This is a genomic window from Enterobacter oligotrophicus, assembly GCF_009176645.1.
Taxonomy (GTDB): domain Bacteria; phylum Pseudomonadota; class Gammaproteobacteria; order Enterobacterales; family Enterobacteriaceae; genus Enterobacter; species Enterobacter oligotrophicus.
Genome location: NZ_AP019007.1, coordinates 2,514,953 through 2,527,497 on the forward strand (window position 1 = coordinate 2,514,953; position 12,545 = coordinate 2,527,497).

The following is a 12,545-nucleotide window of genomic DNA, read 5'->3' on the forward strand; positions in this document are numbered from 1 at the left end:
TGTCTCGCCGGGTATTAATTTTTTACTTAAACGCTGTAGTACAGTTCGAACTCAACCGGATGCGGAGTCATACGCACGCGGTCATTCTCTTCAGTACGCAGCGCAATGTAAGCATCGATAGCTTCATCAGTGAACACGCCGCCAGCCGTCAGGAACTCACGGTCTGCGTCCAGCGCCTGCAGGGCTTCTTCCAGAGAGCCAGCAACCTGTGGGATCTCTTTCGCTTCTTCTGGCGGCAGGTCGTACAGGTTTTTGTCCATCGCTTCGCCTGGGTGGATCTTGTTCTTGATACCGTCCAGACCGGCCATCAGCAGTGCTGCGAAGCACAGGTACGGGTTAGCAGCCGGGTCCGGGAAGCGCACTTCGATACGACGTGCTTTCGGAGACGCAACCACCGGGATACGGATAGAAGCAGAACGGTTACGGGCAGAGTACGCCAGCATGACTGGTGCTTCGTAGCCTGGGACCAGACGCTTATAGGAGTTAGTGGTTGGGTTTGCCAGGGCGTTGATCGCTTTAGCGTGTTTGATAACACCACCGATGTAGTGCAGCGCCTGCTCAGACAAACCGGCATATTTGTCGCCAGAGAACAGGTTAGTACCGTTCTTGGACAGGGACATGTGGCAGTGCATACCGGAACCGTTGTCGCCAAACATTGGTTTTGGCATGAAGGTCGCGGTCTTACCGAAACGGTGCGCCACGTTGTGTACAACGTATTTGTAGATCTGAATCTCATCCGCTTTTTTGGTCATGGTGTTGAAGCGGGTCGCGATTTCGTTCTGGCCAGCGGTCGCCACTTCGTGGTGATGCGCTTCAACAACCAGGCCCATCTCTTCCATGATCAGACACATGGTAGAACGGATGTCCTGTGAAGAATCGACCGGAGGAACCGGGAAGTAACCGCCTTTCACGCCAGGACGGTGACCTTTGTTACCACCTTCGTATTTGGTGGAAGAGTTCCATGCACCTTCGATGTCATCGATGGCAACGTGAGAACCTGAAATAGACGCGCCGAAACGGATATCGTCAAACAGGAAGAACTCTGGCTCTGGCCCGAACAGAACGGTGTCTGCAATGCCGGTAGAACGCAGGTACTCTTCAGCACGTTTCGCAATGGAACGTGGGTCGCGGTCATAGCCCTGCAGGGTGCCTGGCTCGAGAATATCGCAGCGGATGATCAGGGTTGGTTCTTCGTAGAACGGATCAATCAGCGCAGTAGTGGCATCTGGCATCAGAACCATGTCGGATTCGTTAATACCTTTCCAGCCGCCAATGGAGGAGCCGTCAAACATTTTGCCTTCTTCAAAGAATTCGGCGTTCACCTGATGAGCAGGGATCGTGACGTGCTGTTCTTTACCTTTGGTATCGGTGAAGCGCAGATCAACAAACTTCACTTCATGTTCGTTCAGCATCGTCAAAACGTGTTCAGCGGACATACTTAACTCTCCAGATTGGTCATTGTCGTCGTGGTAACGAGGTCTTCAAATCGGCTGTGCTGCCATCTTTTTACTGTATTTGTATAAAGCGAAATCTGTGCCAACTTTTAAAACACCCCAAAAAGGCGTTATCATGCGCACCATAGTGCAAAAGGGCTGCACCACGATGGTTTTGTTGCACCAGTGTAGTGCTTCAATGTGAACATTGAGCACCATATTGGTGCAATTTACGTTAAAGTGCCCTTTTACCGCTCCGTGAAAGCGATCACAAAGCATCTCTGCAATACTTGTTTGCGGGGGATGTTTGTGATCCTGTTTTGTAGTGCGATTAATCCGTGTACAATAACGCGCTATTTCTAAATGCCTGAGGCAAAGTTGTGATCGAAAAATTGCGTAACATCGCCATCATCGCGCACGTCGACCATGGTAAAACTACCCTGGTTGATAAGCTGCTGCAGCAGTCCGGTACGTTTGATGCTCGTGCCGAAACTCAAGAGCGTGTGATGGACTCCAACGATTTGGAGAAAGAGCGTGGGATTACCATCCTCGCTAAAAACACCGCTATCAAATGGAATGACTACCGTATCAACATCGTTGATACCCCAGGGCACGCCGACTTCGGTGGTGAAGTTGAACGTGTAATGTCCATGGTAGACTCCGTTCTGCTGGTCGTTGACGCAATGGATGGCCCAATGCCCCAGACGCGCTTCGTGACCAAAAAAGCGTTTGCTCATGGTCTGAAGCCAATCGTTGTTATCAACAAAGTTGACCGTCCTGGCGCGCGTCCTGACTGGGTTGTTGACCAGGTATTTGACCTGTTCGTTAACCTCGACGCGACCGACGAGCAGCTGGACTTCCCTATCGTTTACGCCTCTGCGCTGAACGGTATCGCAGGTCTGGATCACGAAGACATGGCTGAAGACATGACTCCGCTGTACCAGGCGATTGTTGACCGTGTTCCTGCGCCAAACGTTGACCTGGAAGGCACCCTGCAGATGCAGATCTCTCAGCTCGATTACAACAACTATGTTGGTGTCATCGGCATTGGTCGTATCAAGCGCGGTAAAGTGAAGCCTAACCAGCAGGTCACTATCATTGATAGCGAAGGCAAAACCCGTAACGGTAAAGTCGGTAAAGTACTGACTCACCTGGGCCTTGAGCGTATCGAGAGCGACATTGCTGAAGCTGGCGACATCATTGCAATCACCGGTCTGGGTGAGCTGAACATCTCTGACACTATCTGCGATCCGCAGAACGTCGAAGCGCTGCCAGCCCTGTCCGTTGATGAACCAACCGTATCCATGTTCTTTAACGTCAACACCTCTCCGTTCTGTGGTAAAGAAGGTAAGTTCGTTACCTCCCGTCAGATCCTTGACCGTCTGAACAAAGAGCTGGTGCACAACGTTGCGTTGCGCGTTGAAGAAACCGAAGACGCTGATGCATTCCGCGTTTCTGGTCGTGGTGAGCTGCACCTGTCAGTTCTGATCGAAAACATGCGTCGTGAAGGTTTCGAGATGGCGGTTTCCCGTCCGAAAGTTATCTTCCGCGAAATCGACGGCCGTAAACAAGAGCCGTTCGAAAACGTCACGCTGGACGTTGAAGAGCAGCACCAGGGTTCTGTGATGCAGGCGCTGGGCGAGCGTAAAGGCGACCTGAAAAACATGAATCCAGATGGCAAAGGCCGCGTACGTCTCGACTACGTGATCCCAAGCCGTGGCCTGATCGGCTTCCGTTCTGAGTTCATGACCATGACCTCCGGTACGGGCCTGCTGTACTCCACCTTCAGCCATTACGACGACGTGCGTCCGGGCGAAGTGGGCCAGCGTAACAACGGCGTGCTGATCTCCAACGGTCAGGGTAAAGCGGTTGCGTTTGCACTGTTCGGTCTGCAGGATCGCGGTAAGCTGTTCCTGGGTCACGGTGCTGAAGTTTACGAAGGCCAGATCATCGGTATTCACAGTCGTTCTAACGACCTGACCGTTAACTGCCTGACCGGTAAGAAACTGACCAACATGCGTGCGTCCGGTACTGACGAAGCCACGGTTCTGGTTCCACCGATCAAGATGACCCTGGAGCAAGCTCTGGAATTCATCGATGACGACGAACTGGTAGAAGTGACTCCTCAGTCAATTCGTATCCGTAAACGTCACCTGACCGAGAACGATCGTAAACGTGCTATGCGCGGTGCGAAAGAAGACTAATACGGTCAATCCGTAGGCCGGGTAAGCGCGAGCGCCACCCGGCAACTAAAAAGCCGCTGAGAGATCAGCGGCTTTTTTATTAGAACGAGTACCGTAACCCCAACCGAATCCGGTACTGCTCCCGGTTGTAATCATTCCATCGGTCCAGCCACTGGAGTTCGAGGTACGGCAGCCAGTTTCTGTCGATCCTGTAGCTGAACTTATTGGTCATTTCCCAGTGATGGTCTTTGCCATTTTTGCTGTGGTAATCGTTCACGCGCTGGAAAAAGTGCGGCTCAAAGGTGTAGAAAAACGCATCCGTAACGTTGAAATTCCAGTAGTTGGCAAACTCGTGCGTGTCGTTCTTATCCATCTGCCCGTTATAGTCCGGCGTGTCGTAATTATTATGGTTATAGCGATAGCGGAACGTCAGATTAAACCAGTCCGTAAATTTATAGTTAGTATCTAAATAAACCGCGCCACCCGATCCGGCGCTGCTGTCGTTAATCAAGCCGCCGGGCTGAAAAGTGAGCTTTTCCGTGGGCTTAAAGAGCGGATACCATCCTTCGATTTCGTTATAGCTGTGCTTAAGTTCGTCCCATTTCCCCACGTTATAGGCATTGGTGAACATCAACCCTGCGCCCATATCGAAGTTATAGCCAGCACGCAGGATTACCTCGTGCAGTTCAGAGGCCGTATTGTATGCTTCGCGGGTTTCGACATACGCCCCGGCAAATACCGGGCAGGACACAGACGACACGATCAGTACAGTGATGATTCTTTTCATAATTTGTCCATGTATCAGGTACAGAAAGGCCACCCTCCTGATTAACAGGAAGGAAATAACGGCCGGATTTATTGTTATAAAGTGACTGCTGACGCTTTATTGTTGGTGGTCATCTCAGGGGTATTCGCGGTTTGTTTTTTCCGTTTTCCAATCTCCTCGATAATAAAGGCGAAGCGTGCTTCGTTGAGTTTATAAAACAGTCCCATCGTGATGGCGGCGATAATCGCCAGGCCGCACGGCCAGAGGAAAATAAGCTGACGCAACCCAAGCAGCGTGCCCGCGCTCTGCACGGCATGGGGAACGTAGCCAATCTGGGTCAGCATAATGCCCGGCAAAAAACCGGCGAGGGCGGCGGAGATTTTGCGCGAGAAGGTGTAGCCGGTATACACCGACCCTTCAGCGCGAATGCCGGTTTTCCACTCGCCGTAATCAACGGTATCCGGCACCAGCGCCCAGTTCAGGCTGTTCACAAACGCCGTACCGAAGAAGGCCATACAGGAAAAGAGCACGAACAGCAGGGAGCTGGTCCCCCAGAGGAAGTTCATCACGTCTCCCACGGCCCACAGCGTCAGCCCGCCGAGATAAACGGGCTTCTTGCCGAAACGCTTGACCGCGCCGGGCACCAGAAACACGCCAATCAGAATGCAGCCCATGCTGAAAAATCCCATCCACGACAGCAAATGCAGATCGTTCAGCACGTACTGGGTGTAATAGACCTGAATTGCCAGTTTGATATTGAACGCGGCGAGGGTACAGAGGTTGGCGATGCACAACACCAGCAACGGCGGATTACGGAAGATGGCGCAAAAGGATTTCAGAATGCCGGGCTTATGATGATCGGGCGTGATCTCCACATAACGCTCTTTCACGCCGCTGTAGCACCACCACATACAAAAAAGCCCGCAAGTGACAAACACCAGCGCGGCCACCAGATAGCCGAGGGACGGCTGGCTGACGAACAGCGCCTGGATGGGCATAAATCCTACCGTACAAAGCAACAGCCCGACCGTTGCGCCCCCCTGACGCCACGCCGCAAGCTGCGCGCGCTCGTTCGGGTTTTTGGTGATGGCCGGGACCATCGCACCGTAGGCGCAATTCATCAGGCTATAGCAGAGGCCAAACATCATAAACAGTACGGTGGCGAGGGCCGTTTTCACCGTCAGGCTAAAGTCGTTGGCCATAAACTGCGCCGTGGCAACCAGCGCCACCGGCACGGAGGCATACAGAATGAACGGCCGGAATTTCCCCCTCGCACCGATATTACGCCGGGAGTCCAACAGCACGCCGGTCAGCATGTCGGTCAACGCGGTAAAAAACTTCGCCACCAGGAAAATAATGCCGCCATAGAACGCGGGCATGCCCAGTTCGTCAGTGTAAAATTTCAGAAGATACAGCGTGCCGATACACAACATCAGGTTAGAGCCAAAATCGCCCATGCCGTAGGCGCACTTCTCGCGTAGGCTCAACTTCAGGGTTAACGGATCAGTATTGTGTGTCATGGTCGATCCTCACAGCGCCCCGCAGGGCGCTCTATCACGTCATTTATGCCGTACGTTTGCGCAATTCAATTTCTTCCACAATGCGCACATACATCTTCTCGTTGAGGTTGTAGAAGCAGCCCATCGCCACGATGGTGATGACCGCCAGCAGGCATGGGTAGATGAAAATCAGCTGCCGCAGCCCTTCAACCGTTCCGGCGGATTGCACCACATTGGGTACATAGCCGATTTGCGTCAGCATCATGCCGGGGAAGAAACCGGCCAGCGCCTGTGACACCTTACGGAAGAAGGTAAAGCCGGTATAAACCGTCCCCTCAGAGCGCACGCCGGTGCGCCATTCGCCGTATTCCACGGTATCGGAGACCAGCGCCCAGTTCAGGCTGTTCACAAACGCGGAGCCAAAGAACGCCAGGCAGGAGAACGCCACGAAGCTCACCGAGCCGCCGCCAAAGAAATAGTTGAGCAGATCGCCTGCCACCCAAATCATTAGCCCGCTGATATAGACCTTCTTCTTACCGAAGCGCCGCACCGCGCCGGGCATCATAAAGACGCCGATAAAAATGCAGCCCATGCTGAAAAATCCCATATACGACAGCAAAATCGGATCGTTCAGTACGTACTGTGTGTAGTAGACCTGGATGGCGAGTTTGACGTTAAAGGCACCGAGTGTGCACAGGTTAGCGATGCAGAGTATAAACAGCGGACGGTTACCGGCGATAGCGCGAAACGACTGCAATAACCCCGGTTTTTGCGCCGAACTGGCAGGGTGCGTCTCGACGTAACGCTCGGTCACGCCTTTGTAGCACCACCACATAAAGAACAGGCCGAACAGCGAGAAGAGGGTCGCGGCAAAGATATAGCCAAGCTGGTCATTGCCCTCTATCAGGTTCATCACCGGCACAAAACCGACGGTACAGAGCAGCAGGCCAAGCGTGGCCCCTCCCTGACGCCAGGCGGCCAGCGACGCGCGTTCGTCCGGGTTTTTGGTAATCGCGGGCACCATTGCGCCGTAGGAGCAGTTCATCATGCTGAAGAACAGGCCGTACAGCATGAACAGCACCGTCGCCATCACCGTTTTACCCGTTACCTCAAACGGCGTACCGACGAAGTTGGCGATTGCCAACAGCGTGACCGGAAATGCTGCATACAGCACGAACGGGCGGAACTTCCCTTTAGGCCCAATCTTGCGCCGGGAGTCGAGCATGATCCCGGTGCCCATATCGGTAAAGGCAGTAAAGAACTTGGCAATCAAAAAGATAATACCGCCATACGTGCCTGGTAAGCCCAGCACGTCGGTATAGAATTTCAGCAGATACAGCGTACCGATATCCAGCAGGATGTTAGAGCCGAGATCGCCCATCCCGTAGGCGAGTTTTTCTTTAAACGGCAGGCGCAGGGTCGCCGGATCAGAAGTATGTTGACTCATTATTATTCTCCGACTGCCCGCAGATTTCCCTGCGGGCAAGCCTTATCAGATATGACGTAAGGTGCCAAACAGGTCTGCCCATTCGCTTTGCTGGCGATAAAAGACCGGTGGTTTGCCGAGTGGAGCGGCAATGGTCACTTCACCGCCCTGGTACGCTTCACCCGTCCAGGCATTGACCCAGTTGTCCTGCGGCAGATACAACGTCCAGTCGCGGCGTCCCTCTTCATGAACAGGCGCGACCAGCAGGTCACGGCCAAACAGATACTGGTATTTCAGCGTGTAGGCGCGCGCGTCGTCTTCATAGTGCAGGAACAGCGGGCGCATCACCGGCAGGCCGCTTTTCGCGTTCTGCGCGACGGCGGCTTTGATATACGGCTTCAGGGTGGTAAAGACGGTGGTCATGCGCGCGAAGTGCGCGATGGTTTCCGCATCGCCGTCGAACTGCCAGTTATCGCCAGGACGGTTCCCTTCGTGGGTACGCATCATCGGCGTAAAGGCGCTGAAATCGCACCAGCGCAGCAGCAGCTCCTTGCTGCGTTTCATCTCGAACAGGGTGGTATAGCCACCAATGTCGCTGTGGTGCAGGCCGTGCCCGGTCATCGCCAGAGACAGCGCTGCTGGCACCACCGATGCCAGGCCGTCGTCCAGGCTCCAGTCAACGTTCTGATCTCCCGCCCACATCATCACCGAGTGCTTCTGGCTGCCGGTATAGCCCGCGCGCATAAAGAACAGGATCTCCCCGAGCTTGCCGGTCTCTTCCAGCGCCTCGTAGTTACATTTCGCCCACAGGGCAGGCCAGGCGTTATGCATGATCTCCGCGCTGACGCCGTTGTGCAGGAAGGTATCGGTCGGCAGATATTCCCCGAAATCGGCCATCCAGCCGCCACATCCCAGCGCGATCAGGTTCTTTTTAATGACCTCTTTGTACCAGTCCCAGGCTTCCGGGTTGGTCAGGTCGATAACGCCCGCGTAGAACTCGCCGAATTCGACGTGGTAGTCCTTGCCGTCGGCGTCTTTGGTCAAATAGCCGCGCTTTGACGCCTCCTCGCACAAATCCTTATCGCTGGCGACATAGGGGTTGATATAGGAGAGGAACTGCACGCCTTCCTCTTTCCACTGCGCAATTCGCTCGTCAAGCTGCGGATAAAGCTCGCTGTTCCACTTCCAGTTCCACATCACGCGTTTGCCGAAGGACGTCATGCGGATGCCGGACCAGTCCTGCGCCCAGATGCCGTTCACCTTCACGCCAGCGTTGCGCATGGTATCCAGCTTTTGCTGGCACACGTCGGTACCGCCCTGAATACCCAACGTCACGCCGTCGTACACCCAGTCCGGCAGTTCGGGTTGACGTCCCAGCAGGCCGGTCAGTTTTTCCAGCAGATCGACATACGTTTCTGCACATTCGAAGCGCAGCGTGGCGTTATTTTCCCAGAACGCCAGTTCGTGGAAGTCCGGCGCGCTGAAGTCGAAATTCATGTAGCAGCTGTTATCGACGTGGCAATAATATTTCTGCGTACTCACGAAGGTAGGTTGCGGGAAGAAGGTCCAGTAGTAGTCGCCGCCCGCATTCTCTTTGCAGTCGGCCTGCCAGGTCACATAAGTCTGCTTATTGCGGCCCACGCCCTGTTCGCTGGTCCACAGCGGGAACGGCTTGCCGCGCAAGTCAAAGTACGAGAACTGCTCGCCGCAGCCGTAAATGTGATCGTCAGGCTGAGCCGCCAGCCGTAACCAGATGCGGTTATGGCTGGTGGCGTCGTTATTGAGCTTCAGCTCCAGCCGGCCTTCGACATCGACACCTACCAGTAGCGTGGCACTCACCGCGTCGCCACGAGTAAAACGGATCGCCCAGCCCGTGTTTTGTTGCGTGACGGTGGCATCCGTCAGCGCAATCTTTTCGTTGAGTTTGTCCTTGATGCTGAAATTACCGCGAAACATCTCGATATCGGCCTCACCTGCGCCGATCCACAGGCAAGGAGACTCAACCGAGTGTGAAAGAATCAGACGGTCCTGCCAGTGCAGGGTGAAACCACTTTCGTTATTTTTCAGGTTAATATTGTGTAGGGTACGCATAAGATCTCCGTCTTTATTATTTGGCCTGGCTGTCCAGTAAACCGGCGGCTACGGCAGGGGCTAAGCCCGGAGCCAGCGGCAGGCGCGGGATCACCAGGCAGTGCAGCAGGTGGTAAATATCCTGCTTGCCGTCCCAGACTTTGGTGGTCACTTCGTTGTTGGTGTCCAGCTCCTGCCACCAGGAACCGTTCTCGTAGTCCATCAGGTACTTGATGCAGTAATCCCACCATTTCTGGTACCAGGCTTCGTACTGCGCCTCGCCGGTGACGGTATAAAGTGCATACGCCGTGCCCATCGCCTCGACGATTGGCCAACGCACGCGTTCACGCACGATAGGCTTGCCGTCCCAGCCAACGGAGTAGACAAAACCATCGGCTCCGTCGGGTGCCCAGGCATCGCGGATGGTGGCGTGGAACAACCCTTTCGCATCTTCCAGCAGCCACTCCGGCGGCGTTTCAAAGCGCGCTTCCAGCGCGGCGCGCAGGTGCAGCATCAGGCGGCCCCACTCAATCCAGTGTCCCGGCGTGCCGCCGTAGGCACGGAAACGGTGAGCAGGGTTATCAATGTTGTAATCGCGGATCGGGTTCCAGTTGGTGTCGAAATGCTCGTTAACGCGGTACTCCCCTTTGCGGGCCACGTCGTGAATAATCACCGAGGCGATGCGCAGGGCGCGGTCGAGCCATTTCCGGTCGTGCGTCACGTCATAGACGATCAGGAAGGCTTCCACGGCGTGCATGTTGGCGTTACCGCCGCGGTAATCTTCGGTTTTGCTGAAGGCCTCATCCCAGGATTCCAGGCACATTTGCTCCTGTTCACTCCAGAAGTAGCGCTCAATCACTTCGATGGCGTCGTCCAGCAACTTACGTGCCTGCGGGTGGCCGGTGGTGACGGCACTCGCCGCGCCCAGCAGGACGAAGAAGTGTTGATATCCCTGCTTGGAAGCATCGATCACGCCTTCGTCATTAACACAGGCGTACCAGCCGCCGTACTGTTTGTCGCGCAGCGAGCCATTCAGGGCATTAATGCCATGCTCCACCAGCGCATACGCGCCGGGACGCCCCATGTTCGCCGCCACCGCGTAAACGTGCAGCATACGGGCGGTGATCCACAGATGCGTACCCATATCGCTGCGAACCTGTCCGTTATTGCCCAGCCAGCCAAAGCCGGTCGGTACGGCGGCGTTTTTACCGAAATCGAGAATGCGATCGGTCTCTTGTTCGAGCCAGCGGTTATGGCTCAGGGTGTTAAACCATTTCATGTTCGGGTCCTTTCTTAGCAGCGAGCCATCATTTCGTCGACGATCTCACCCAGACGCTGCAGTTTCGGTACGGAAATATCGCGGAGCATCAGCTCTGTGTCTGGCAACCCAATCACGGATGACCAGACGGCGCGCCCGGCTAAAAAGCCCGATGCGCCCGCCTGCATCGCCACGCTCACGGCGCGCGGGAATAACTTATCGTCCACGCCGGACGAGAGGATCACCCACGGCATGGCGATGTTCTCGTTCAGCTTCTGCGAGGCGGCGAGCAGCTCCAGCTGTGTGCCTTTGCCGAACAGCGGCATCTCCACTTTGTAGAGATCGGCTCCGCTGTCCCCCAGCTCTTTGGCGGCGTCTATAATGGCCTGTTCGCGGTTAAACGCGGCTCCGCGACGTGGCGGGCGCACCACCGGTTCAATAATGCTGAGCAGCCCGTTGTCATGGCACAGCTGATTAAACGTCTTCACCATCTCCAGACGCTGCTGCGGATCTTCATCGCTACGCCACAGCACCAGCAGCTTCAACGCCTTGCCGCCATCGCGTTTGACCGCCTGAGCATCAACGTTTTTATCAATCACCACGCTGTCGACGGGAATACCGTTCCCCGGTATAAATTCGTCTGCCGCCACAATCATCGCGCAGCTTTTGGCGACGGCCTGTTGCTCCACAATCTGGCGATAGCAAAATTGCTGATCGACGAGGATTGCAGAGGCATACGGCGACAGGATTTTGGCCGCGTTGACCTTAAAATCCGTGAGATGCCGATCGGTAACTGGCACCGGTGCGCCTGCCGCCGCAAACATCAGGCGCATTGCTTCGCGCTGGTCAACGGCCAGCATTGCAAAACCGCCGGAAGGTCGGGTGATATCTTTCAGGGTGTACATCGTCATTCCTCAGTCCTTTCGTATCAGTGTGTTTTTTTCAGCCCGGCGGATGCGCGAACCTGTTCAAGAATGGCTGTCCAGTCTTCGCGCCCGCGCCCGGCGGCGCGTGCCTGGTTATAAATTTCGCGGGAGGCAGCGCCCAGCGGCATCGGCACGTGGAGCTGGTTCGCCACATCCAGTGCAATGCCCAGATCTTTATGCGCAAGGTCGATCATAAAGGCGGGTGAAAGATCGCCTTTCAGCACCTTGTTCGGCCATGACGTGGTGAAGTGGCCTTTGCCCGCAGGCGTACCGCTCATCACTTTCAGCGCCACATCGAAGGAGAGGCCGAGCGCTTCACATAGCACGGCCGTCTCCGCAGAAAGCGCATTCAGGGCAATGCTCATGTAGTTGTTGATAAGTTTCACGCGGATGCCCATGCCCGGCCCACCGGCGTTAATAAGTTCATTGCCCATTGCCATTAACACGGGCGTGGCGCGCTCAACCTGCTGCGCCGTGCCACCAGCCAGAAGGAGTAACGTTCCGGCGATGGCATGGTCCGATGTGCGCCCGACGGGCACATCCATCAGGCTGAACCCCTTTTCTGCCATTTCACGAATTAATACATCGGTCTGCAGCGGATGAATGGTGGACATATCAATCACCAGCGCGTCGCGGGATAACCCCTCGCAAACGCCGTGCTCGCCGAACAGTACGCTGCGTACCAGGTCACCGTTTGGCAGCATGGTGATCACGAATTCGGCATCCATTGCTACCTGTGCAGGTGTAGCTGCAGCTTGTGCGCCGCTCTCCACCAGCGCCTGGACCGCCTGAGGGTTCACATCGAAGACATGAAGCTGATGGCCCTGTTTCAACAGATTCTTCGCCATTGGCGCGCCCATCTGACCTAAACCGATAAATGCGATTGCTGACATGCTTCTCTCCTGTCATATCGTGTCAATTTTTGCGCGTTTGTGTTGTCTGTTTTTGATCGTATTTGTAATTTATAGTCAAAAAATTGACACG

General features: G+C 55.1%; 9 protein-coding genes. 1 reads left to right on the forward strand and 8 read right to left on the reverse strand.

The features are described 5' to 3' along the window. Positions 1-26: 26 nt before the first annotated feature. Positions 27-1,436 (reverse strand): glutamate--ammonia ligase, encoded by a 1,410-nt coding sequence (gene glnA / locus EoCCA6_RS12095; protein ID WP_003861925.1) that lies wholly within the window; start codon positions 1,434-1,436, stop codon positions 27-29. 377 nt (positions 1,437-1,813) lie between these two features. On the opposite strand from glnA, the gene typA reads away from it, so the two are divergent. Continuing rightward, positions 1,814-3,637 (forward strand): ribosome-dependent GTPase TypA, encoded by a 1,824-nt coding sequence (gene typA, locus EoCCA6_RS12100; RefSeq protein ID WP_152082857.1) that lies wholly within the window; start codon positions 1,814-1,816, stop codon positions 3,635-3,637. A gap of 79 nt (positions 3,638-3,716) precedes the next feature. Here the strand turns inward: typA and ompL are convergent, their stop codons facing one another. The 7 genes from ompL to yihU form a co-directional block, all read right to left on the reverse strand. Continuing rightward, positions 3,717-4,403, reverse strand: coding sequence for a porin OmpL (ompL, locus tag EoCCA6_RS12105; protein WP_152082858.1), 687 nt, complete (start codon positions 4,401-4,403; stop codon positions 3,717-3,719). A 74-nt stretch (positions 4,404-4,477) separates the two neighbouring features. Next, on the reverse strand, positions 4,478-5,902 hold the full coding sequence (locus tag EoCCA6_RS12110; RefSeq protein ID WP_152082859.1) for an MFS transporter: 1,425 nt from the start codon (positions 5,900-5,902) through the stop codon (positions 4,478-4,480). A gap of 43 nt (positions 5,903-5,945) precedes the next feature. Next, the gene (locus EoCCA6_RS12115) at positions 5,946-7,328 is read right to left on the reverse strand and encodes an MFS transporter (protein ID WP_152082860.1); all 1,383 of its coding nucleotides are present in this window, start codon (positions 7,326-7,328) and stop codon (positions 5,946-5,948) included. A gap of 45 nt (positions 7,329-7,373) precedes the next feature. Beyond that, a complete protein-coding gene (locus tag EoCCA6_RS12120) occupies positions 7,374-9,398 on the reverse strand; it encodes an alpha-glucosidase (protein WP_152082861.1) in 2,025 nt (674 codons plus the stop codon). Between the two features lie 16 nt (positions 9,399-9,414). Continuing rightward, entirely contained in the window at positions 9,415-10,656 is a 1,242-nt protein-coding gene (gene yihS, locus EoCCA6_RS12125) for a sulfoquinovose isomerase (RefSeq protein ID WP_152082862.1), read from the reverse strand. A 14-nt stretch (positions 10,657-10,670) separates the two neighbouring features. Continuing rightward, positions 10,671-11,546, reverse strand: a complete 876-nt coding sequence (gene yihT, locus EoCCA6_RS12130; protein ID WP_152082863.1) for a sulfofructosephosphate aldolase — start codon at positions 11,544-11,546, stop codon at positions 10,671-10,673. Between the two features lie 17 nt (positions 11,547-11,563). Continuing rightward, positions 11,564-12,454: a sulfolactaldehyde 3-reductase gene (gene yihU / locus EoCCA6_RS12135; protein ID WP_152082864.1), complete on the reverse strand. Its 891-nt coding sequence runs from the start codon at positions 12,452-12,454 to the stop codon at positions 11,564-11,566. Positions 12,455-12,545 lie beyond the last annotated feature (91 nt).